The following is a 23,351-nucleotide window of genomic DNA, read 5'->3' as shown; positions in this document are numbered from 1 at the left end:
GCAGGAGTAAAGTGGATTGCAGATTTTAGGGACCCTTGGACAACCATTGGTTACCACAAGCAATTAAAACTGACCAAGTTTGCTAAACAAAAGCACAAAGCCTTAGAGAAGAAAGTGCTGCAATCTGCCAATCAGATTATTGTAACCAGTAGTGTTACCAAAAAGGAATTTGAACAGGTTACCAGCAAGCCTATTGCTGTTATCACCAACGGCTACGATACACATACTGTTTCCAACCCTCCTTTGGATACATTTTTTAGTTTGGCTCATATAGGTTCGTTGTTGGCTAAACGAAATCCAAAGGTTTTATGGCAAGTTTTAAAAGAACTTGTTGATGAAAACAAGGATTTTGCCAAAGACCTACAATTGCATTTTGTTGGTTCTGTTAGTGAAGATGTGCTTGCATCCATAGATTCTTTTGGTTTAAGTAATTATGTATATAATCATAGCTATGTTACACATAATAAGGCAATTGAGTTTCAAAAAAAATCTCAAATATTATTGTTGATTGAAGTGGATTCTGAAGAAACCAAATGCATTATTCCAGGAAAATTGTTTGAGTATATGATATCAAACAGACCAATTTTAGCCTTGGGGCCCGAAGCATCGGATATTGAAACCCTGATTAAGGAAACAAATACAGGAGTATATTTTAATTATCACGACCATGAAGCCCTTAAAAAAACACTTATAAAGTATTATGGAGCGTTTCAAGAAGGTACACTGCAAGCACATGCCATTGGCTTGCAAAAATATAGTAGAAAAAACCTAACGGAATCTTTATCTAAATTGATTTTATGGGAGTAGTTGTCAACCAATCCATTAAAAACACAATTGTTACTTACCTTGGTTTTGGTATTGGGGCCATTAATGTCTTGTTTTTATATACTTCCTTTTTAAGCGATGAATATTTTGGGTTGGTAAGTTATTTGCTTTCCACAGCCAACATTATGATGCCTTTAATGGCTTTTGGAGTGCACAATACCATTGTAAAGTTTTATTCTTCTTTTAAAACCAAACAATCACAAAACAGCTTTTTAACCCTTATGTTGTTTTTGCCTTTGCTTGTTATTATTCCTTTTGGTCTTATTGGACATTTTGCATTTTCTTATATTAGTAGTTGGTTGGCTGCAGATAATAAAATTGTGGTAGACTATGTCTGGCTTATTTATATTGCGGCCATTACTTTTGCCTATTTTGAAGTGTTTTATGCCTGGTCCAAGGTGCAAATGCAAACGGTTTTTGGCAATTTCATGAAAGAAGTATTTCATAGACTATGTACAACCTTATTGCTTTTAATGCTTCATGCTGGTTACCTTAGTGTAAATCAGTTTATTTACAGTGTGGTGGGCGTTTATACATTACGAATGCTAATCATGAAACTGTATGCTTTTAGTCTAAGATTGCCTAAATTAAAATTTGAAAGGATTCCCAATGTTTCAAGAATTTTAAAATATACGACCTTAATTATTGTGGCAGGCTCTGTGGCCAATGTGATATTGGAAATTGATAAATTCATGATCAATCGCTACGAAGCCATTGAAAATGTGGCTTACTATGGTGTTGCCATTTACATTGCTACAGTTATTGGTGTACCTTATCGCTCAATGTATCAAATTGTAAACCCTTTAACAGCCAAACTTTTAAACGAGAAAAACAAAATAGATCTAAAAATTCTTTATCAGAAAAGTTCTTTGACCTTATTTATCATCAGTGGATTTATTTTTTTAATGATTATTTTGAACATCAATGAGCTTTACAAACTCATCAATGAGAGTTATGTTGACGGTTTGATCGTTGTTTTTATAATTGGTTTAACAAAGTTGTCAGACAGTTTATTGGGAAACAACAACGCCATACTTTTTAATAGCGATTATTATAGAATGGTTTTGGTTTTGGGTGTTCTTCTGGCTGTTTTAACCATAGTTTTGAACATGGTTTTTATTCCTTTATATGGTATTAATGGAGCTGCATTTGCAACTTTTATTGCTATTTTAATCTATAACATCTCAAAAATCCTTTTTGTGTATTTTAAATTTAAGATATTGCCTTTTTCGGCAAATACCATAAAGGTAGTTTTACTTCTTTTAGTTTGTTTGGGTGTCTTTTATTTCTGGGATTTTAAGTTTCATCCCGTTTTAAACATAGCTCTTAAAAGCTTGCTCATAACTATGTTTTACGGCTTTGTGGTTTATGCATTGCATTTGTCTGATGACATTTCCATACTGTTGAATAAAATTTTCAGAAAAAACAAGCATACTTCTTAAAAAAAGGAAAATCCCACAACGTTGCTTTGAGGCAAACGGGTTGCAGGACTTTCCAAACTAACCAACCAAAAACTAATTATCTTTTGCTTCTTGTATTTGAAGCGACTTGTCTGTTTTTTTGTGCTTTATTATATGTACGATTGTTTGACGACTTTGGTTTTCTTTCAATCTTATTATTTTTTACCACAGGTCTTGTTTTTAAATTCCTGCTTTGTGTTCTAGGTTTGGTAACAACTTGATTGTTGGTCCTAGGCTTTACAATTTGAGCATCCTTACGTGTTTTTATTGGTTTGGAAGCTTGTCTAGGTTTTGTAGCCACTTGATTCCTTGGTCTAGGTGTACTAGTTATGGAATTTTCTCTAGGACTAACGGTATTTTGTCTTCTAGGTATTATACCTGTCTGTGTGTTTGCTTTTGGAGACTGAGCCCCAAGATCACGTCTAGGTATGCTATTTGCATGATTTGGTCTTGTGGCCAACTCACTTCTTCTGGTAATGTTTTGGCCTCTTCTGCTTGCTACAGCAGTTGTACGTCTGTAATTATTGACATAAGGCTTATAATAGGTGTATCTTACAGGGTTGTAATATTTTCTGTATGGTCTGTGGTAAACCACACAATGGTTATAAGCTGGAACTCTGTAATAATTGTGCCAAGGTCTATAAACATAATATGGGTTAAATACATTGATGTAGCCTGTGTAATGCGAAAATTTTCTATAAGAATTGTAGTGAATGTAAAGGCCTCCAATTCTAGATACATACCCAAAACCATTATATGTTATAAATACATTGCCAATTTGACTTACACGACCATAAAAATCATAATAAATAGGAACGTGTTCCACTTGGATGATGGCTCCAAATTTATCGTATTGTAAAAATGGATTGTAATCATATCCAGAATTGAAACTGATGCTTATACCTGGGGCATATACATTGACTTTTGGACCGTAAGATGGCATGTAAAAATCGAACTGACCATCAGGAAACACCGAAAATTCAATGCCATTTTCAACAAATATGAAAGAATTACCATAACCTCTCAAAGTTGTTGTATTATCTATTTGGTTTGGTTTGTTGGTAGTTGTTGCGCTAACAGTCAGTCCGCCTAGAACCAAAGCTGTTATTAAAAACATAAATTTTTTCATAATTGTTAGATTTAATTTGAAACGTGTTAAGTATAAAACAAACAACATGCCAAAAAATGTTAACAAATAGGAAGAGCTTTATAAGCCTCTATAAAACAGTGTGTTGTTGTTTGTGTTTTATTATTCATTTCAAATACCTTTCATAGGGCTACTTAAAAAATATTATTTAAATTAGAGCTTTTTGTATTTGAAACTGGAAAAATTAAAACATAAAACAACCGTTAAAATCAATTTTGCATTTTTTTTTATGGATTCCAGTATCAAAAATGACGAATGTAACACAGTACCATGGATAGATGGATCCAGATAAACACGTTGGACAAAAGATACTAAACTTTTGCTTTTTGAAAGAAATTAAAATGTCGTAAAATAGAGATAATGAAACCCATAAAATATTTGATATTGTGTGCTTTAATTCTGCTTATATGCACTTGTTCAGGAACCAAAAACCTTGGAACAGAAGACGGTTTCTCGTTTTCAAAAGAAGAACGAGCCATTATCATGCAAGCAGATAGTTCAGTTCCTATGCGAGTATTTAAAATAGACTCCAAACAAGACTCCCTTCTTTTAAGAACAAAAAGTTCTCCAGTTCATGCAAACCCCAAGGATCCTGTTTTACAAAATTTTGTAAATAGATTATTTAGAACTGTTAGGGACAGCGTGTCTTTAGGGGTTGGAATTGCAGCACCACAAGTGGGAATTTTAAAGAATATTATTTGGGTTCAAAGGTTTGATAAAGAGGAATTTCCGTTTGAAGTGTATTTAAATCCTAAAATCATCTTATATTCTGAACAAAAACAAACATTCACCGAAGGTTGTTTGTCCATTCCTAATAGAACTGAAACCTTAAACAGTAGAGCTTACTCCATTGAAATAACCTATGATAGCATGGAGAACAAAAAGCATACTGAAACGGTTGAAGGTTTTACAGCAGTAATTTTTCAGCATGAAATAGATCATTTAAATGGCATTTTATACTTGGACCATTTGGAAAAAGAAATAAAAGATTCCAATTAGAAATTTGTTTTTAAAATAACACTTTTCATACTTTTATAAAAACATTAAGAACTCATGTCATCCAAGCAAACCACATGCAAAAACTGTGAAAATCCATTTGAAAGTGAGTTTTCTTATTGTCCTCATTGCGGACAAAAGCAAAACGACGAGTTAACCTTAGGCGTGTTGTTTTATAACACCATAAGCAATTATTTTTCTTTCGATGCTCGTTTTTTTAAAAGTTTCATTCCCTTAATGCTCAAACCTGGTTTTTTGGCTAGAAAGTTTGTGGAAGGTAAAAGGTTACTGTATTTGCATCCAGCACAAATGTATTTGTTTATAGCTATTGTATTTTTCTTTTTATTTTCCTTTAATGCCAATGAACAAGCTAGGAAAATAGATAAAGGTCTTTCAGAAGTTTTTGAGGAAAATACAAACAAAAAGGACTTAACAGATGAAGAAGTCCAAGCAAAAATAACCAGGGATTCGTTGGATAGGGAGAAAGCTCGTGCCACACTTCAAAAAATGTCCATTTATTCTGGTATGACAGAACAACAAATAGATTCTTTGGTTAATGGTGAAGATTTCAGCAACCAAAAAAACAATATCAGTCTTGGTTCTGCAGAAACAGATTCTTTGATAAAAATCAATGCACCAGATAAAGAAATATTAAAATCCATGGGAATGCAAGAAACGGATAGTGCTTTTAAAAAGCGTTTGTACGCACAATGGCTCAAGTTTCTGAAGTCCAAACAAGGAGGCAGCATCCTTCAAACTTTTTATGATACGGTTCCCATTGCCATGTTTTTTGTATTGCCTCTGTTTGCTTTGCTGTTAAAACTATTTTACAGAAAAAGTGGTCGTTATGCGCACCAATTGGTGTTTAGCTTTTACTTTTTTGCCTTTATATTTACGGTTTTTAGCATTCTTGTTGGTATTAACTTGATAAAAGATATTCCAGATTGGATAGACACCATTTTGGTATTTTCAATATTTATTTATTTCATCATGGCCTTAAAACGATTTTATCAGCAAAGTTGGATTAAAAGTTTTTTTAAAGGAAGCATGATAACAATGATGTTTTTTCCTATACTATTTTTAGTAGCCATAGCTGTGGTCTTTTTTGCTTTTATGTTTTATTAGAGTTTTTCTTTTAAATACTTGCCAGTAATAGATTCTTTGTTAGCCACAATTTCTTCAGGTGTTCCCGAAGCCACTAAATAACCTCCATTTTCGCCACCTTCAGGTCCTAGGTCGATAATGTGGTCTGCACATTTTATCAATTCCAGATTATGTTCTACCACTAAGATGGAATGCCCTTTATCAATCAAGGCATTAAAAGATTTTAAGAGTTTTTGTATATCGTGAAAGTGTAATCCGGTTGTAGGTTCATCAAAAATAAACAAGGCATTGTCACTTTTGGATCCTTTGCCTAAAAACGATGCCAATTTAATACGTTGTGCTTCACCACCAGAAAGGGTAGAAGAGCTTTGCCCCAAAGTTACGTAGCCCAAACCAACGTCTTGTAAAGGTTGCAGTTTGGTGTGTATTTTTGTTTGTTCATGTTTTTCAAAAAAGGCAATGGCATCATCAATGGTCAGGTTTAAGACATCATCTATGGATTTGTCTTTAAATGTAACTTCCAACACTTCCTTTTTAAAACGTTTGCCGTTGCAGGTTTCACAAGTTAAATGCACATCTGCCATAAACTGCATCTCTATGGTTACTTCGCCTTCGCCTTTACAGGTTTCACAACGTCCTCCATCTACATTGAATGAAAAATGCTTGGCTTGATAATTTCTAATTTTGCTTAATTTTTGATTGGCAAAAAGCGCTCTTATATCGTCGTATGCCTTGATATAAGTCACAGGATTTGATCTTGACGAACGACCAATGGGATTTTGATCTACAAATTCAATCTGTTTGATATTGCTGAAATTTCCAGTCAATTCTGAAAACTGTCCAGGTTTATCACCAAAATCGGTAAGTTTTTTTTGTAATGCAGGATATACTATTTTTTTAACCAAAGTACTTTTGCCACTTCCTGATACACCAGTAATAACGGTTAACATGCCAAGAGGAATGGTAACATCAATGTTTTTTAAGTTGTTTTCCCTAGCACCCAAAATATCCACATGATATTTGGAGGTCCTACGTTTTTCAGGAACTTTGATTTCTAGTTTGCCATTTAAATATTGGGCTGTTAAAGAATTGGATGCCAAAATATCTTGATAGGTTCCAGCTGCAACAACTTCACCACCAAAGGTTCCTGCTTCTGGACCAATATCAATAATTTCATCGGCTTCCTTCATAATGTCTTCATCGTGTTCCACCACAATTACTGTGTTCCCAAGATTTCTAAGCGATTTTAAAACGCCAATCAATCTTTCGGTGTCTTTAGGATGCAAGCCAATACTTGGTTCGTCAAGAATATACATGGAGCCAACCAAACTGCTCCCAAGCGATGTGGCTAAGTTTATACGCTGGCTCTCACCACCAGAAAGGCTGTTTGATTTTCGGTTTAATGTAAGATAATTTAAACCAACATTTTCTAAAAACAACAAACGGTTATTGATTTCTTTAAGCAGGCGTTCGGCTATTTTTAAATCGTAATCGTTTAATTCCAGTTTGTCAAAGAAATCCGTTAATTTGTTAAGAGGCAAATCTACCAAATCGGTAATGGTAGCTCCACCAATTTTTATGTATTCCACCTCTGGTCTTAAACGTTTTCCCTTACATGCCTTGCATTTGGTTTTTCCTCTGTAGCGAGACAACATGACACGGTTTTGTATTTTATAGGCCTTGGCTTCAAGTTCAGCAAAAAAGCTGTTTAGACCTTCAAAATAGCTGTTGCCATCCCAAATAAGCTGTTTTTGTTCTTCAGTTAGCTGAAAATAAGGTTTGTGTATCGGAAAATCGAACTTATGCGAATTGTTCACCAATTGGTCTCGATACCAACTCATGCTTTCGCCACGCCAAGGAAATATGGCATTTTCATAAACAGATAAGGCTGTGTTAGGAACAACCAAATCCTCATCAATCCCGATAATGTCTCCATAACCTTCGCATTTGGGACAGGCACCATATGGATTGTTAAAACTGAATAAATGTACGTTTGGTTCCAAAAAATCCAAACCATCCAATTCAAACTTATTACTAAAAAAATGTTGTTTGTTGTCTTTTAAAGATTCCACATAGCATTCGCCTTTTCCTTCAAAAAAGGCTGTTTGTATGGCATCTGCCAATCGGTTGTAAAAATCTTCTTCGGTTTTTGTAATAATCCTGTCCACAACTAAAAAGACAGTGTCTTGCTTGGAGATGGTATCGACTTCTTCAATTCTTACAACCTCATTTCCAATTTTTATTCTGGCATAGCCTTGTTGCTGTAATACTTTAATCTTGTCTTCCATGGTTCGTCCTTTTTCAAGATGAATAGGAGCAAGGAGAAGTAGTTTTTCGCGTTCGTTGTAGGTTTTAATAAAATTTAAAACATCGGAAACCGTATCTTTTTTAACTTCCCTTCCGGATTTTGGCGAATAGGTTTTGCCAATTCGTGCGAAAAGTAATTTTAAATAATCGTAGATTTCGGTGGAAGTTCCAACGGTAGAACGTGGATTGGTGGAATTTACTTTTTGTTCTATGGCAATGGCTGGCGCTATACCTTTTATATAATCCACTTTAGGCTTATTGAGCCTTCCTAAAAACTGTCGTGCATAACTGGATAAGCTTTCCACATATCTGCGTTGTCCTTCAGCGTAAAGCGTATCGAAAGCCAAACTGGATTTTCCAGAACCGGATAAACCAGTTATAACCACCAATTTGTTTCTGGGGATTATTACATTTACATGTTTTAAATTGTGCAGACTGGCACCTTTAATAATGATGTTTTCTTTTGGATTTACTTGGGAAATATCGGTTGTCATAAATAGTTATAGCAATAATTTTGCAAAGATACTATAAGTAAATCAGCCTAAAAAATTGTTCCTTATCGAATATTTTTTTAGAAATAATAAAATTTTATTTGCAAAATACAAATGATTGTTGTTATATTTGGGACTTACTAAACTTATAATCACACGTCTAGCCTATAGCATAATATTACTTTTAAAATAGTTTAAACCCCAGACATAAAGGGCTTCTTTATGTTTAAAGTAATGATTATGCAAAACGAACTTATCACTGATGCTACTTTGGTTAGTAACTACATCCAAGGAGAGGAACCTGCTCTAGAGGTTTTAATTAATAGGCACAAGCAACGTATTTACAGCTTTATTTATTCCAAAGTTTATGATAAAGATGTGGCCGAAGATATTTTTCAGGACACCTTTATTAAAGTTATAAGAACCTTAAAAAAAGGAAAATATAACGAAGAAGGTAAATTTTTGCCTTGGGTTATGCGCATTGCCCATAATTTGGTGATAGACCATTTTAGAAAAAACACGCGTATGCCCAAATTTAGCAATACTGGAGATTTTAATATTTTTTCTGTGTTGAGCGACAGCACCTTGGATGCCGAACGAAGTATTATAAAAGATCAAGTGGAATCTGATATTAGAAAAGTCATTGAGGAGTTGCCAGAAGACCAAAAGGAGGTTTTGATGATGCGTATGTACAAAGATATGAGCTTTAAGGAAATTTCCGATAAAACAGGTGTAAGTATCAATACAGCCTTAGGGAGAATGCGTTACGCGTTAATTAACATGAGAAAAATAATAGATAAACATAATATAATTTTAACCAATTAAACAATAAAAATAAATTTGCTGCGTTAGGATTGTAAATAAACCCATAAAACATATTTAATGGCAAAACTTTACTCTCAAAAAAATCCCCAAAAGCAAATTGATTTGAACCCAAAAGAGGAAACCATTCAGTTTCTTCTTAATTATTCGAAGGCTTTAAGTGTTATAAATTGTAATAAGATGAAGTTTGAAGCACTTCTCAACTAAACTTTGAAAAAGTCCTAATTAGTCGTTAGGACTTTTTTGTTTTTAATATGTTCATAAAATAGTATGGATTTTATAATATCAGGATACAAAACAAAGTTAGTTAGCCACATACTGTGGGTGTGCTTTTAAAACACTTTTTCTTCCTATGGTTCTGGTAATGATGTCCTTGTTTAAATCCCAACCTCTTGCCGGAGAATACTCTCGTCCATACCAAATTATTTGGAGATGTAAATCGTTCCATAGTTCTTTGGGAAACAAGCGCTTGGCATCTTTTTCTGTTTGAACCACATTTTTACCATTTGTAAATCCCCAACGATACATTAATCTATGTATATGTGTATCTACCGGAAAGGCTGGGATACCAAATGCTTGCGATAAAACAACAGCAGCTGTTTTATGTCCAACAGCAGGTAATTCTTCAAGCTCCTTATAAGTTTTAGGAACTTTCCCATCATGTTTTTCAATAAGTATTTTAGAAAGTCCATGTATGCCTTTGCTTTTCATGGGAGATAAACCTACAGGTTTTATAATTTCTCTAATCTCTTCTACGGTTAATTTTACCATATCATAGGGATTATCGGCTTTTTCAAATAATAAGGGAGTAATTTGATTGACACGTACATCTGTGCTTTGTGCAGATAACAGTACAGCTATGAGTAAGGTGTAAGGGTCTTTATGGTTTAAAGGCACAGGAATGGTTGGATATAACTCGTTTAACTTATTTATAACATAATCTACCTTTTCTTGCTTGGTCATAAGTTGTATTTTTACAAAAATTGAAATTTAAACAAAGATACTATGACAAATTTAAAACCTGGAGATAAAGCACCAAATTTTACTGCCAAAGACCAAGATGGCAACAGCATTTCATTGAATGATTACAAAGGAAAAAAATTAGTCTTGTTTTTTTACCCTAAAGCTAGCACACCTGGCTGTACAGCAGAAGCATGTAATTTAAGCGATAATTATGCTAAATTTCAAAAAGCAGGATACGACATTTTGGGTGTAAGTGCCGATAGCGAAAAAAGACAAAGCAATTTTAAAAATAAATATAACTTTCCTTATCCCTTATTGGCAGATGAAGATAAAAAAGTGATAGAGGCTTACGGAGTTTGGGGTCCAAAAAAGTTTATGGGTAAGGAATACGACGGGATCCATAGAACCACTTTTGTTATTGATGAAGAAGGTATAATTGACGATGTTATTTTAAAAGTAAAGACCAAAACACATTCTGATCAAATATTAAAATAAAAAAAAGCGACCGTTACAGGTCGCTTTTTTTTTATGATTTATGTTGTGGTTATTCATTTCTAAAAACTTCTTCGGCCTCGTAACCAAACAAGCTTTTTTCTTTTATTAATTTAGAGACCCCTTCAGGAAGCATGCTTTCCCAACCATCTTCGCTATCAGAAATCATTTTAAGTACTTTTCTTGAGAATACGGTCAGGTTACTTTCGTCGTAGTCTGTAATGTCTACCACTTTTCCATTGTATTTAAAGAATTTGTACAATTCTTTCATTCTAGGGTGTACCTTTAGGTTTTCACTATTGGTTATGGAACCATCATCATTTAACATAGGATATAAGTACACGCGCAAATCTTTAAAGAATAATTTACCAAAAGCCTCTAGAATGCCACCACTTAGATGACGATAGTATTTTTCATCAAAAATATCAACCAGGTTGTTAACTCCCATGGCAAGTCCCATTCTGCTCTTGGTATACTGAGAGAAATATTCCACCAGTTTATAATATTCTTGGAAATTTGAGATTAAAACGGTTTGCCCTAAAGAACAAAGCAATTTGGCTCTGTCCATAAAATCCTGTTCATCTATTTCGCCTTCAGCACGTAGGTTGGATAAAGTAATTTCAAAAACCACTTGGGTTTTTTCAACATCCACTTTATTCTCTTTAATAAACATGTCGTAAGATCTTTGAAACATGTCCATATTTACCTTTGTTACAGGTCTAAAACTACCACGTAGTGCTAAAATATTTTTTTTGTACAACACTCTGGCAGGAAGTACGTTATTGCCATCTGGAGCAAACATTACGGCATCTGTCATTCCGTTTTTCACCAACTGTAAGCTCATCAAACGGTTGTCCACTTCTTCAAAAACGGGTCCTGAAAAGTTAATGGTATCAATTTCCAGTTGGTCTTTATCCAAATGATCGTATAAATAACGCAACAGTTTTTTAGGTTCGTTATATTTATAGTAAGCGCCATAAATTAAATTGGTCCCCAAAACCCCTAAGGTTTCCTGTTGCAATCGAGCATCGTTTTCTTTAAAACGAAGGTGTAAGGTTATTTCGTTATAGTCTTGGTTTGGTTCTATTTGGTATCTAATCCCTACCCATCCGTGACCTTTGTATTTTTTTGCAAAATCTATTGTGGTAACCGTATTGGCATAAGAAAAGAACAGCTTATTGGGATGTTTGTCTCTGGTTAACCTTTCTTCAATAAGATTTATTTCATGATCCAACATTTTATGTAAACGTGCTTCGGTAACATAACGTCCATCGTCTTCCATACCATAAATGGCATCACTAAAATCTTTATCGTAAGCAGACATAGCTTTCGCGATGGTTCCAGAGGCACCACCAGCTCTAAAAAACTGTCTTACAGTTTCTTGTCCTGCACCAATTTCGGCAAAAGTTCCGTAAATGTGCTCGTTGAGATTTATACGAAGGGCTTTTGTTTTTATCGAAGGTATTTCTTCAAACTCTTTATCGCCTTTTAAGCTAATTTCCATTGTAAATTTGGATTAAATCTTGGTGACAAAGGTATTAAATTACCATGTCAAACAAAAAAATAACCTTATTTTTGTTTCAAAATCATTCGCATTGAAAATTACATTTTTAGGCACAGGAACATCTCAAGGAATCCCAGTTATTGGAAGCACTCATCCTGTTTGTTTAAGTTCAAATTTTAAAGATAAGCGCCTTCGGGTTTCTGTTTTAATTCAATGGGACAACTATACATACGTTATTGATTGTGGTCCTGATTTTAGACAACAAATGCTTAGGGCAGACTGTACTAAAATGGATGGGATATTATTCACTCACGAACATGCAGACCATACAGCAGGTTTGGACGACATTAGACCGTTCTTTTTTAAACAAGGCGATATTCCCATTTATGCCCATAAACGAGTTATAAAGGAACTAAAGCGTAGATTTGACTATATTTTTGAAACCGAAAACAAATATCCCGGAGCTCCCAATGTGCTGATTAACAAAATTAAAAACAAACCTTTTTCACTGCATAATATGAAAGTGGTTCCTATAAAGGGCTTACACTACAATTTACAGGTTTTTGGTTTTAGGTTCGATAGGTTTGCTTACTTAACAGATATGAAAACCATTGAAGACAAAGAAGTTGACAAACTGAAAGGTTTGGATGTATTGGTTGTGAATGCATTGAGAAAAGAACCTCATGTGTCGCACTTTACCCTTGATGAAGCTTTAGCTTTTATAAAAAAAGTAAATCCCAAAAAAGCTTATTTAACACATATCAGTCATTTATTGGGATTTCATGACGAAGTGCAACAACAGTTGCCGGAAAACGTTTTTTTGGCTTACGATAACTTACAAATTACCATATAATGAAGAATAGAATATTTATGTACCTCTTTATTTTTACACTTTTACTAGTTGTATTTCAATATGTGAATTCTAAAAATATCATAAAAAGTTACGATAAAAAATATGAAAGGAGTTTGGAAAAAAACCAAGTCTATCACGATACCATTTCCAATTTAAGGGACGAGGTTCTGGCTCTTTCAGAATTTAAATTAGACCATACCGAAGCTGCCCTAAGCTATTTTGAAGATAGAGGCTATAAAGTGTCTGAACTTATTCCTTTTATAAAAGACGAAATTTACGAACTTAATGTTATGAAAGGAGAGGAACATCCTTTGATTCCTTATGCGTCCATGACAGGTGGAAAAATGCTGATCAATTCCATCAGATTGTTAAACCATAAATGGATCATTGCAAATTTTTCCGATGGAAAATATTGGGGAGAATTATTGATTGGTTATGAAATAACCGAAGACGAGCAATTAAAATTCAAATTGATCGATTCGTTTTTATATCCAACTCAATAACAGTCTAGATTTTATCAGTTAACCACTTTCTGAATTCATGGAAATTTTGTGGTGCCACACCATGGCCAACAGGAAATTCGGAGTAGGTGTGATCAATGTTTAAAGCTTCTAAAAATTTAGGAGCTTTTCTTGCCCACTCTACAGGTAATACTTGGTCCACATTGCCATGAGAACAATAAAAGCTTAAATGGGAATAATCCTTTTCAGAGACATGTTCTGGGATAATATTCGCATTGATATAACCACTCAAGGCAATAACCTGTTTTACTTTTTCTGGATAGGTTAAAGCTACTGCATAACATAAAATAGTGCCTTGGCTAAAACCCAAAAGTGTGACATTGTCTTTGTTTACTGGATATTTGGCACATGCTTCATCTATAAATTCCGCAATTAAATCCCTGGAGGATTTGGCTTGTTCATCATCGCTCCATTTATTTTGTTCTGCATCAAAATTTATGGCATACCAAGCGTTCCCGTAAGGTTGTAATGTATAAGGCGCTTTTAGGGAAATGATAAATAGTTCGTCTGGAAGTTCAGAGGCAAACGAAAATAAATCGTTCTCATCACTTCCATAACCATGGCACATGATCAATAGTGGTGCATTTTCCTTTAAGCTTGAAGGTCTTGTAATATATGATAAACTCAAAATCTATAGTTTTTATTAATTAATGTTTTTAAACCATTCTTGGAATTTTTCACCAATAACAGGAATGGGTCTGGCTTCTCCCTTGGCAGCATAAAACAATCCAAATAACCAGCAAACAAAGGTTACAATCCAAAAACTGGTTCCTAACCAGCTGTTTACATAGGCTTCCACCAAATTTGAAAAAATAAGCATGATGATTAATCCCAGCATTTGCCTTACATGATAAAAGGTAAACGGATTCCTTCTTTCAAGGTTCATGATTATGGCAATTATTAAGCCTACAAAGGTTAAATAACTAACAATAGCAAGTGTTTTTCCTTCTTGAATGGTTTGTTCTGTCATGTCTTTAATTTAAAACAAGTTTGTTGTTGGATACAATACCATAAACCTGTCCTTTGGTTTCATGGTTTTCAAAAATGGCATTTTTTGAAGTGGATTTTATATTTTCCTTTGTAAATGTTTGTGAGCCATTTGGATTGAAAAGACTTAAATCGGCTTTGTTTCCAATGGCTATTTCCTGTGTGTTTATGCCAAATCTATTTTTTCCTCTGGTTAAAAAATCAATGGTTTTTTTTGTGCTAAAATGGGTATTTAAAATTCCAAATGCAGATTCCAAACCAATGGTTCCATAAGCTGCTAAATCAAATTCTATTTTTTTATGCTCAATATCCATGGGATTGTGGTCGCTTGTTACCATATCAATTGTACCATCTTTCAATCCTTCTATCAAGGCATCAATATCCTTTTGCGTACGCAAAGGAGGCAGTACTTTGCAATTGGTGTTGAAGGTGGTTAAGGCTTCATCAGTTAATATTAAATTATGAATGGCCACACTGCAACTTACATTTAGTTTTTTTTGTTTGGCTGCCCGAATAAGTTCAACGGATTTTGCTGTGGAAATGGTAGGAATATGTAGTTTCCCTTCGGTATATTCCAGTAAAAACAAATCCCTTGCAACTTGCAGTTCCTCTGCCATGTTGGGAATGCCTTTCAAGCCTAAAGAGGTACTTGTGAATTCTTCGTTCATGACACCTTTGCCCGAAATTTTGTTTTCCTGAGGAAAAGAAAGTACCAATCCATCAAAATTGCTGGCATACTGTAAGGCAATTTTAAGCAAGTTTGGGTTATCTATAGATGTTTTATAATCACCAAAACCCATGGCTCCAGCCTGTTTCATATCAAAAAGTTCAGCCAGGTCAATGCCTTTGCCTTCTTTTGTTAAAGAACCAATAGGGTAGAGGCTTACAGCGTGTTTTTTTGCCTTACTTTTTATAAAGGACACATCTGCATTGCAGTCTATTACTGGATTGGTGTTAGGGTTAAGTGCCACAGAAGTAAACCCAGAAAGCGCAGCTGTTCTTAAACCGTTTTCTATGGTTTCCCTTTCTTCGTAACCAGGTTCACCAAAACTAACACTACTATCAAACCAACCTTGTGAAACATGTAAATTGTCTAAATGGATTTCCTTAATGTTTTTGGAATTTTTTATGGCTTTTGAAATTTGTGAAATCACACCATTTTCAATAAGGATATCGACTGTTTGATTGTGAAAATCACTTTTAGAGTCAATAATTGTGGCTGATTTTAAGAGTACGTTCATTTAAAATATTTTAAGATGAGCATTTCGATGGCTAAAAAAACCAATGCAAAAATAACAAACCATTTCCATAGCTCGTTAATTTTCGAGTCACTTTTTAAGGTATCAAACAAATCTGAAACAGAATCTGAAACCTGAACATGCTGAAAGGTAGAAAGATCTTGATATTGTAAAATGCTTTCGTCCCTTTCATAATTAAAGCTTACATGTTCAATAAATTCAGAGTTGTTTGTAATACTGTAGGTTCCAGAAACAACTGGAGTTTCGGTTGTGGTTATTTGTACTTTATTATTAAAATATTGCTGTTGTGGAATAAGGCTTTCTTCACCTAAGGATAAGGTTAAAATTTCATCTTGCTGTAGTGTTACTGGAACATCAAAGGTGTTTTCCCTTCCAATCACTTGATAGAGCTTTGAGGTTTTTAAACTTTGTTTGCCCATATTATACAACGTTGGGACGATTAAAGGTGAATTTTTAAAATTGGATTGTTCAGTTTTAAAAGAGGCTGAAAAGATATATGCTTGACCGTTTTTGCTTAAAAAAGCTTTCCCGTCTTCAAATTTTAAAGGAACGGTTGCATTTGAGGCAAGCATGGGATAATAGTGTTCTGTTTTAGGATATTGAAAATTGGAAACTTCTTTTTGGAACACATCTTTGTAAAGTGGATGTGAAAAATTGATGTTCGTAATTCGTTTTTCTGTGGTTAGGAGGGCTTCAAAACGCGTGTTAAATGTTAAAAGCAAATCGTTGTAGGATTGCAGATCTATTTTTTCTGACGGAATAACAACTATAAAGCCACCATTTTCAGTAAATGCTTTTAAGGCTGTGGTTAAAGAAATTGGAATGCGTTCCAGCTCGTTTAAAACAATTAAATTTTGTTGGTCGATATCGCTATAGTTCAATTTCGTTGCGGCTTCTGAAGTAAAAATGAATTCGTTATCCGTAAAAATACGTTGTAAAAAAACATCATCTGTCTCAGTAATGGCAAGCACTTTGGCTTTGTTGGCTTTGTTGATGTTAAAAAACAAATTATTGTCAAAATTTAAATTCACATCATCAATCACAATGTTTCCCAAAACTTCCTCTTGATTGGTTATCGTAAAATTTGCAGTTGCTGTATCTGCAATATCAATGGATGTTTTGGCAATTAACTTATCATGGCTATATAGGGAAACTGGTACATTTTTAAGCTCTGGACCTTGATTGCTAATGTTTGCTGTCAATTCAATGTTTAGAGGTGTTTTATTGGAAACGTATAAACTATCAATAGATAGGTTTTTGGTGTTAACTGGTTGTAGTTGAACCGCATGTATGGTCACTAAAGAATCCAAAACGGGTTTAAACAATGATGCCTTGGTTTGAAAATCTGAAACCAGCACCAATTGCTTAAGATTTCCAGATTGGTTGTTGAACAATTGCTTGCCTTTTAACAGAACAGCATCATAGTTTAGCTGATTGGAGGAATACCCAAGTTGTAACAATTGGTTTTTTATGGCTCCAAGGTTGGTGTTTTTATAGGTTTCGTTATTGGTAAATAGGGTTAGGTTTTCTGTATGATCCACATGGTTTAAAAGATCCTGTACAGCACGTTTTAAAAGTTCCCCTTGTTCTCCTTTGGCCTGCATGCTAAAAGAGTTGTCCAAATAAACCACTGTTTCTCTTTTGGTATTTAGCTGGTTGGTTTTTGAGGTATAAGGTTGTGCAAAAGCCAGGATTAAGGCTGCTAAAAGCAACATTCTTGTACATAAAATCAACCATTTTTTTAATTGGGAGCTTTTTCTAGTTTGAGAGGTTACTTTTTTTAAAAAAGCCACATTGGTAAATGCCTGCTTTTTAAATTTTCTAAGTTGAAATAAATGAATAAGAATTGGGATAAGCAGTGCAAATAAAGCGTAAAGAAGTTCAGGATGTTTAAACTGCATTCTTATTAGTTTATTTACAAAAATAGTGTTTACTATGAAATAGAAAACCTTTTAACAACAAATTAAATAAAATCCTGTCATAAATTTCCAAATTCTAATTTCAGGTTTCAAATTTTTGTTAGGATGATTGGGACTGCTTGAAAAACATAACGCCATAAGACCTCTTTCAGCAAAAGAAAAAATAATCTTCCATTTCCATTTTATCATGGGTTTTAAAAAAAGCCCGAATGGCTTTTTGAGACTGTTTGTTGGCAACGGTTACAATACTTTGAGCATCTTGTATGCTGTTTAAATAGGTAAAACCAAAGAGTTCCTGATTGTAGATGTGCTTTCCAATTTTTTTAGGATTATTGCAAATCCAGATAAAGTCAACTCCTTTGTCTATTAAGAGTTTGGCAATGCTTTTACCTTTAAAACCTGCTCCCCAAAGCACCAAAGGTCTGGTTGGATTGTAGTCCAATTCCAAAAAATAGTTCAGTTTAATTTCCAAAAAATAGTTTTGGGCATAATGTTCATGGGTCCTGGAGGTTCTGGTACTATAATCTCTCCAATAGTGTAACAATTGATTGCAAGGAATTACCTTGTATTGGTATTTGTAAAACCTAAAGGTTAAATCGTAATCTTCCGGATAATCGTTGGGGTTAAAAGCGTCACAAGCCACCAAATCGTCTTTGTGAATCATCCAGCAAGGAGATGGAATAACACACTCCTTGTAAATTTCGGAATAATTGGTTCCAGTTTGCGTTAATTGGTTCAACCACCTTTCATAACTATTGTAACCATCACTTATGCCTTCTTCACTAAAATAGGACACCAAACCTGTAGCCACATGTTTTTTACCATAGGTCTGTAGGTTCTTTAAAAGTACTTCAAGTTTATTAGAAGACATGATGTCATCGCTGTCCATTCTCGTAATATAACATCCAGAGCTTTTGCTAAACCCCATTCTTAGAGCTTCAATAATGCCACTGCCCGAATTTTTATAAAGCTTTATTCTGGAATCTTGTTTGGCATACTCACGCACTAGCTTGTAACCATCATCTGTGGAACCATCATCAACAATCAATAATTCCCAATGTGTATAAGTTTGGCTTTTAATGGACGCCAAGCACTCTGGCAAGAAGGCTGCTGTGTTTTTAAATGGCGTCAAGATGCTTATTAAAGGGTTTTGCATGCCACGAATATAGTTTTTTATGTTAAATCTGTCTAAAGTTAAAAAGTATCAATGGGAACAGTCCGTAAATTTCTAAAGATTTTTAATTGGAAGCAGTTCAGGTAGCTTTAAAGATATCTGTCTAAATGTATTTTAACAAAAAGTTAAGGTAAAAAAGTGTAACACATTGTATTTTTGGGCGTCATACTGACAATTTAAAAAACCATTCACATGAAGAAATTATTAACCCTTTTTGGCATCAGTGTATTTCTTGTTGCCTGTGGCTCTTCCACAAAAACCACTGCCGATTTAGCAGTAAGCAATCCTATTGAAACTTCAATAGATTTAACAAAAGTTACAAACGATCAAGTTCCAGTAACCATTAATCCAGGTCGATTTACATTAGAAACGGTTACTTACAGGTTGCCTAAAGTTGTTCAAGGTACTTATTCCATAAGTGATTTTGGAAAGTATGTTGAAAACTTAAAAGCTTTTGATTACAATGGAAACGAATTAACTGTAAATAAAATTGACACCAATTCCTGGACCATTGCTAATGCAACCAATCTAGACTACCTAACTTATTGGGTTAACGATACCTTTGATGTGGAGGTATCTGGAGGTATTGGTGGTGATACACCATTTTCGCCAGCAGGTACAAATATTGAGCCAGATAATTATGTGTTGAATTTACACGGTTTTATAGGGTATTTCGATTCTTTAAAAAACAATCAGTATAAATTGGATGTGACTGCTCCAGCCGATTTTGTTCGTACTTCTGCTTTGCAGAATGTCTCAGAAAAAACAAGTGACGATGGCAAAACCATTACTACCAGTTATTTTGCACCTAGATATTTTGACATTACCGACAACCCAATGATGTATGGAAACTTGGATGTTGAAACCTTCCAGGTTGGAGATATTAAAATTGTTTTGAGTGTTTTTTCACCTAACCAAACGCATACTGCAAAACAAATAGGTGAAACCATGAAAACCATGATGCAGGCACAAAAAGCATATTTGGGTGATATAGACAGCACACCTCGTTACGATATTTACTTGTATTTATCTCGTGGTGATGCAGATTCCCCTAAAGGATTTGGAGCTCTGGAGCATCATACATCCACAGTTGTGGTTATGCCAGAAGGAATGCCTTTTGAAGCACTTGCCGAAAGTATGGTAGATGTGGTATCTCATGAGTTTTTCCATATTGTAACGCCTTTAAGTGTGCATTCAGAAGATGTTCATTATTTTGATTACAACAACCCAACATTTTCCAAGCATTTATGGATGTATGAAGGTGTTACCGAATATTTTGCCACCTTATTTCAAGTAGATCAAGGTTTGGTATCCGAAGAAGAATTCTACAGTAAAATCATGGGTAAAATACAAACAGCTTCAGGAATGAACGATACCATGAGTTTTACCATCATGAGTGAAAATGTTTTAGACGAACCTTATGCCAGTCAGTATTATAACGTGTATCAAAAAGGTGCTTTAATAGGCATGTGTATAGACATCTTAATGCGTGAGGAAAGTAATGGAAACAGGGGAATCCTTTCGCTAATGAAAGAATTGTCCAATAAATATGGTAAAAACAAACCATTTGAAGACGATAAACTAATTGCTGAAATTACAACCATGACCTATCCATCTGTTGGAGAGTTCTTAAACACGCATGTAGTTGGAGATGTGCCAATCAATTATGAGACATTTTTTGCCAAAGTAGGACTTGAGCTGGGCGAAAGCAAAGTAGAAACCAACTTGGTGCAAAATAATGGAGCTTTAATTTTTGGTGCCAATCAAGACAGTGGAACCATTTATTTTAATGGTTTGGTGACTCAAAATAGCTTTTGGAATGACAACGGTGTGAAACCAAACGACATTATAAAATCCATTGATGGTGAAAAAGTGTCTTTACAAACAGCCAATCAAGTATTTCAAAAAGTGTTTATGTGGCAACCAGGTACAGCGATTGAAGTTGTATTGGATAGAGATGGAGAAGAAGTTGTGATTAAAACAAATGTGGAAACATCTTATACCATAGGAAGAACCTTGGTTCCAAACCCTAATGCTACAGACGCTCAAATAGCTTTGCGCAACGCTTGGTTAAAAGGATAGAAGAAAAATTTTAGATTGTAGATTTACAGTTTAAGAAGTAAAAAGCCTGATGATTTTTCATCAGGCTTTTTTATGTTTAATACTTAGCAGATCCTTTAGAAGCAGAGTCTTTAATAAACTGTCTAATATCATCTGTGGAAGACTTTAAATCTTCATTTCTTAAATACATCATGTGGCCACTTCTATAGGCTTTAAAACTAACGCGATCTTTCATTTTACCACTAGGATCCATTTGTCCAATGGTATATTTTGCAGCAAAATAAGTAGTGGCTCCATCATAATAACCCGATTGTACCAAGACCTTTAAATACGGATTTTGTGCCATGGCTTGACGCAAAGCTTCCCTAGTCTCATCGTTTTGTCTGTCCCAAGGATGCACGTCGCCAAACATGTTATATTTTACATCTGTTTTAAAGTTCAGTTCTTCCCTAAGGTAATAATTTATTGCTGGAGTAAAAGAATGTAGCCAAGAGCTTAATTCTGCGTTGTAATCTGGTGAATTTCCTGCTGTCATTTTATCAATTCCAAGATAACGTGAGTCTAATCTTCCAATGGTAAACCCTTTGTCACGCAACAATTCTTTCCAGAAAAAACGGGTAGGCACATTTAAATTATGGTCTAAAATAGCTTTTTTGTCCAAACCAGAATACAGACTCATTGTTTCTGCCACACGCTCTTTTTCTTCTGAAGAAATAAATCCACCTTTTGCTAAAGCTGGCATTAAATCATTAATGGCAAAGGTCTCAACTTCAGGTAAAATATCCAGTAAATCCTTTTGCTGCAGTGTTGCAGGCAACGCTTTTTGGTGCCAAGCTGTTGCCGTAAAATACGGTAAGTTTAAAGCTGAATATATAGGTTGATTGGTGGAATATATTTTATAATCGGCAGGAGAGACCAAAATAACCCCATTTAAATACATCCATTGACTGTTTTGTAATTCCTTGGATAAACCCATAACCCTTGGACCTCCATAACTCTCACCAATTAAATACTTTGGAGATTCCCATCTATTGTGTCTGGTTACAAAGGTGTTCATCCATTCTGCTAAATATTTTATATCTGCATTGATCCCGAAAAAGGTTTTTCTGTCAGGAAGTTTTCCGTCTTTATTTTCAACCATTCGGGAATAACCTGTATTTACTGGATCCACAAAAACAATGTCGGCAACATCCAATATGGCATTCGGATTGTCTGTAACACCATAAGGTTGCACAGGATAGCCTTCATCATCTATATTTAACAACACTGGACCAGTATATGCAATATGCATCCAAACAGATGCTGAGCCAGGTCCACCATTAAAGGAAAAAATGATAGGTCGTTTTTCAGGAGAACTGTTGCTTTTTTTATAATATGTGTAAAATAAAGTGGCAATGGGCTCTCCGTTAGTGTCCCAAACAGGTTGTGTTCCAGCAGTTGCTTCATAGGATAAGGCTTGGCCTTTAATTTGTATGGAGTGCTTGGTAACAACCATGGTATCCAATGGAATTTTGTTTCCCTGTGAAAAAAGTAAGTTGGAAATAGTAAAAAAAGCTAATAGAAAGACTTGTTTTTTCATTAAAATGTGATTTTAGGTCTAAATATAAAATGTTTCAGTGAAACCTGATTTTTTAATCTGTTAAAATCCTTCAAAGACTCCCAAACCAAAAAGCGCAAAATCATATTTTACTGGATCTGTGGAATCAAGTATTCTAAGATTTTCATCTAACTCCCTAAGGGCTTTGGCATCGTTTTGCTTTCGTTTTAATAGACCCAGTTTTCTAGCGACATTTCCAGAGTGCACATCTAATGGACAAGATAATTGGGAAGGAGAAAGGGTCTTCCATATGCCAAAATCCACTCCAGTTTGATCTGTTCTAACCATCCAACGCAAAAACATGTTGATTCTTTTGGCAGCTGAATTCTTTAACGGATCACTTACATGCTTTTGGGTTCTTGGTAGGTGTTCTATTTCAAAAAAGACTTTTTTAAAATGATGGATGGCAGCTTGTAAAGATGTTTGTTTGTTTGCTACTGAAAACACCTGTTCCAAGCCATGATGGTTGTTGTAAATATGCTGCAAACCTTTCACAAACGTGATAAAATCTGTTCCATTAAAAGTTCTATGTACAAAAGGCAACAAGGATTGCAAATCCTGTTCTCGATGGTTTTTTACAAAATCGAATGGCGAATGGTCCATATATTCCATCATTCGTTTAGCGTTGTTAATGATGCTTTTTCTATTTCCCCAGGCAATGGTAGCAGTTAAAAACCCTGAAATCTCTATATCTTCTTTCTTGTTGAAGAAGTGAGGAATTTGAATGGGATCGCTTTCAATAAATTCGGGACGATTGTATTCCAAGACTTTAACGTCTAAAAATTCTTTTAATTCTGTTTGCTTCAATAGACCTACATTTTAAACACTAAAAATATGAAAAATTGGAGGATTCTGTTTTGAAATAATCC

19 protein-coding genes and 1 pseudogene are annotated in these 23,351 nt (G+C 34.5%); 9 read left to right on the top strand and 11 right to left on the bottom strand.

Annotated elements, in window-relative coordinates; genetic code table 11:
- Positions 1-807: pseudogene (locus AACY93_RS09155) on the top strand (glycosyl transferase family 1); the annotation flags it as partial.
- On the top strand, positions 798-2,267 hold the full coding sequence (locus tag AACY93_RS09150; RefSeq protein WP_286854310.1) for a polysaccharide biosynthesis C-terminal domain-containing protein: 1,470 nt from the start codon (positions 798-800) through the stop codon (positions 2,265-2,267). The pseudogene AACY93_RS09155 and the gene AACY93_RS09150, both read left to right, overlap by 10 nt.
- A 76-nt stretch (positions 2,268-2,343) precedes the next feature.
- On the opposite strand, the gene AACY93_RS09145 is transcribed toward AACY93_RS09150, so the two are convergent.
- The gene (locus tag AACY93_RS09145; protein WP_286854311.1) at positions 2,344-3,414 is read right to left on the bottom strand and encodes a hypothetical protein; all 1,071 of its coding nucleotides are present in this window, start codon (positions 3,412-3,414) and stop codon (positions 2,344-2,346) included.
- 378 nt (positions 3,415-3,792) lie between these two features.
- Between AACY93_RS09145 and def the strand changes: the two genes are divergently transcribed.
- Complete coding sequence (def, locus tag AACY93_RS09140; protein ID WP_286854312.1) at positions 3,793-4,431, top strand: peptide deformylase; 639 nt, start codon at positions 3,793-3,795, stop codon at positions 4,429-4,431.
- 54 nt (positions 4,432-4,485) lie between these two features.
- Positions 4,486-5,553, top strand: coding sequence for a DUF3667 domain-containing protein (locus AACY93_RS09135; RefSeq protein WP_287005529.1), 1,068 nt, complete (start codon positions 4,486-4,488; stop codon positions 5,551-5,553).
- Here AACY93_RS09135 and uvrA read toward each other — a convergent pair.
- Positions 5,550-8,333 (bottom strand): excinuclease ABC subunit UvrA, encoded by a 2,784-nt coding sequence (uvrA, locus tag AACY93_RS09130; RefSeq protein ID WP_287005527.1) that lies wholly within the window; start codon positions 8,331-8,333, stop codon positions 5,550-5,552. The two genes, AACY93_RS09135 and uvrA, sit on opposite strands and share 4 nt — an antisense overlap.
- Positions 8,334-8,570: 237 nt before the next feature.
- On the opposite strand from uvrA, the gene AACY93_RS09125 reads away from it, so the two are divergent.
- Positions 8,571-9,155, top strand: a complete 585-nt coding sequence (locus AACY93_RS09125; protein ID WP_007651147.1) for a sigma-70 family RNA polymerase sigma factor — start codon at positions 8,571-8,573, stop codon at positions 9,153-9,155.
- A gap of 300 nt (positions 9,156-9,455) precedes the next feature.
- Here AACY93_RS09125 and nth read toward each other — a convergent pair whose 3' ends face one another.
- Complete coding sequence (nth, locus tag AACY93_RS09120) at positions 9,456-10,115, bottom strand: endonuclease III (protein ID WP_007651144.1); 660 nt, start codon at positions 10,113-10,115, stop codon at positions 9,456-9,458.
- A 42-nt stretch (positions 10,116-10,157) separates the two neighbouring features.
- Here nth and bcp point away from each other — a divergent pair, with 42 nt between their 5' ends.
- On the top strand, positions 10,158-10,610 hold the full coding sequence (gene bcp, locus AACY93_RS09115) for a thioredoxin-dependent thiol peroxidase (RefSeq protein WP_007651142.1): 453 nt from the start codon (positions 10,158-10,160) through the stop codon (positions 10,608-10,610).
- Between the two features lie 49 nt (positions 10,611-10,659).
- Here the strand turns inward: bcp and AACY93_RS09110 are convergent, their stop codons facing one another.
- Positions 10,660-12,111 (bottom strand): hypothetical protein, encoded by a 1,452-nt coding sequence (locus tag AACY93_RS09110; protein WP_007651140.1) that lies wholly within the window; start codon positions 12,109-12,111, stop codon positions 10,660-10,662.
- A gap of 91 nt (positions 12,112-12,202) precedes the next feature.
- Between AACY93_RS09110 and AACY93_RS09105 the strand changes: the two genes are divergently transcribed.
- Together AACY93_RS09105 and AACY93_RS09100 are read left to right on the top strand one after the other, a co-directional pair.
- Positions 12,203-12,964 (top strand): MBL fold metallo-hydrolase, encoded by a 762-nt coding sequence (locus AACY93_RS09105; protein WP_286854317.1) that lies wholly within the window; start codon positions 12,203-12,205, stop codon positions 12,962-12,964.
- Positions 12,964-13,467, top strand: coding sequence for a hypothetical protein (locus AACY93_RS09100; RefSeq protein ID WP_040492403.1), 504 nt, complete (start codon positions 12,964-12,966; stop codon positions 13,465-13,467). Before AACY93_RS09105 ends, AACY93_RS09100 begins: the two co-directional genes overlap by 1 nt.
- Positions 13,468-13,471: 4 nt before the next feature.
- On the opposite strand, the gene AACY93_RS09095 is transcribed toward AACY93_RS09100, so the two are convergent.
- The 5 genes from AACY93_RS09095 to AACY93_RS09075 all read right to left on the bottom strand — a co-directional run bounded on the left by AACY93_RS09095 (position 13,472) and on the right by AACY93_RS09075 (position 18,806).
- On the bottom strand, positions 13,472-14,113 hold the full coding sequence (locus tag AACY93_RS09095) for an alpha/beta fold hydrolase (protein WP_287005521.1): 642 nt from the start codon (positions 14,111-14,113) through the stop codon (positions 13,472-13,474).
- 15 nt (positions 14,114-14,128) lie between these two features.
- A complete protein-coding gene (locus tag AACY93_RS09090; RefSeq protein ID WP_286854319.1) occupies positions 14,129-14,455 on the bottom strand; it encodes a hypothetical protein in 327 nt (108 codons plus the stop codon).
- A 4-nt stretch (positions 14,456-14,459) separates the two neighbouring features.
- Positions 14,460-15,713, bottom strand: a complete 1,254-nt coding sequence (locus AACY93_RS09085; protein WP_287005520.1) for a dihydroorotase — start codon at positions 15,711-15,713, stop codon at positions 14,460-14,462.
- Positions 15,710-17,632, bottom strand: a complete 1,923-nt coding sequence (locus tag AACY93_RS09080; RefSeq protein ID WP_287005518.1) for a BatA domain-containing protein — start codon at positions 17,630-17,632, stop codon at positions 15,710-15,712. Before AACY93_RS09080 ends, AACY93_RS09085 begins: the two co-directional genes overlap by 4 nt.
- Before the next feature lie 166 nt (positions 17,633-17,798).
- Positions 17,799-18,806: a glycosyltransferase family 2 protein gene (locus AACY93_RS09075; protein WP_287005516.1), complete on the bottom strand. Its 1,008-nt coding sequence runs from the start codon at positions 18,804-18,806 to the stop codon at positions 17,799-17,801.
- A gap of 210 nt (positions 18,807-19,016) precedes the next feature.
- Here AACY93_RS09075 and AACY93_RS09070 point away from each other — a divergent pair, with 210 nt between their 5' ends.
- Positions 19,017-20,906, top strand: coding sequence for a peptidase M61 (locus AACY93_RS09070; RefSeq protein WP_287005515.1), 1,890 nt, complete (start codon positions 19,017-19,019; stop codon positions 20,904-20,906).
- Between the two features lie 76 nt (positions 20,907-20,982).
- On the opposite strand, the gene AACY93_RS09065 is transcribed toward AACY93_RS09070, so the two are convergent.
- A complete protein-coding gene (locus AACY93_RS09065) occupies positions 20,983-22,464 on the bottom strand; it encodes a carboxypeptidase (RefSeq protein WP_287005514.1) in 1,482 nt (493 codons plus the stop codon).
- Positions 22,465-22,524: 60 nt separating this feature from the next.
- Complete coding sequence (locus tag AACY93_RS09060; RefSeq protein WP_287005512.1) at positions 22,525-23,289, bottom strand: TIGR02757 family protein; 765 nt, start codon at positions 23,287-23,289, stop codon at positions 22,525-22,527.
- Between the last annotated feature and the right edge of the window lie 62 nt (positions 23,290-23,351).

It is taken from the genome of uncultured Xanthomarina sp. (assembly GCF_963971605.1).
GTDB classification, from domain to species: Bacteria; Bacteroidota; Bacteroidia; order Flavobacteriales; family Flavobacteriaceae; genus Xanthomarina; species Xanthomarina gelatinilytica.
Note: the sequence above shows the minus strand (reverse complement) of the source record. Positions and strands in the feature narration are given on the sequence as shown.

Coding starts and splice junctions, on each gene's coding strand:
- AACY93_RS09080 (WP_287005518.1), bottom strand. CDS start 17,632: ATGCAGTTTAAACATCCTGAACTTCTTTACGCTTTATTTGCACTGCTT.
- AACY93_RS09065 (WP_287005514.1), bottom strand. CDS start 22,464: ATGAAAAAACAAGTCTTTCTATTAGCTTTTTTTACTATTTCCAACTTA.
- AACY93_RS09145 (WP_286854311.1), bottom strand. CDS start 3,414: ATGAAAAAATTTATGTTTTTAATAACAGCTTTGGTTCTAGGCGGACTG.
- AACY93_RS09070 (WP_287005515.1), top strand. CDS start 19,017: ATGAAGAAATTATTAACCCTTTTTGGCATCAGTGTATTTCTTGTTGCC.
- bcp (WP_007651142.1), top strand. CDS start 10,158: ATGACAAATTTAAAACCTGGAGATAAAGCACCAAATTTTACTGCCAAA.
- AACY93_RS09150 (WP_286854310.1), top strand. CDS start 798: ATGGGAGTAGTTGTCAACCAATCCATTAAAAACACAATTGTTACTTAC.
- AACY93_RS09085 (WP_287005520.1), bottom strand. CDS start 15,713: ATGAACGTACTCTTAAAATCAGCCACAATTATTGACTCTAAAAGTGAT.
- AACY93_RS09090 (WP_286854319.1), bottom strand. CDS start 14,455: ATGACAGAACAAACCATTCAAGAAGGAAAAACACTTGCTATTGTTAGT.
- uvrA (WP_287005527.1), bottom strand. CDS start 8,333: ATGACAACCGATATTTCCCAAGTAAATCCAAAAGAAAACATCATTATT.
- AACY93_RS09100 (WP_040492403.1), top strand. CDS start 12,964: ATGAAGAATAGAATATTTATGTACCTCTTTATTTTTACACTTTTACTA.
- AACY93_RS09135 (WP_287005529.1), top strand. CDS start 4,486: ATGTCATCCAAGCAAACCACATGCAAAAACTGTGAAAATCCATTTGAA.
- AACY93_RS09125 (WP_007651147.1), top strand. CDS start 8,571: ATGCAAAACGAACTTATCACTGATGCTACTTTGGTTAGTAACTACATC.
- def (WP_286854312.1), top strand. CDS start 3,793: ATGAAACCCATAAAATATTTGATATTGTGTGCTTTAATTCTGCTTATA.
- AACY93_RS09075 (WP_287005516.1), bottom strand. CDS start 18,806: ATGCAAAACCCTTTAATAAGCATCTTGACGCCATTTAAAAACACAGCA.
- AACY93_RS09110 (WP_007651140.1), bottom strand. CDS start 12,111: ATGGAAATTAGCTTAAAAGGCGATAAAGAGTTTGAAGAAATACCTTCG.
- nth (WP_007651144.1), bottom strand. CDS start 10,115: ATGACCAAGCAAGAAAAGGTAGATTATGTTATAAATAAGTTAAACGAG.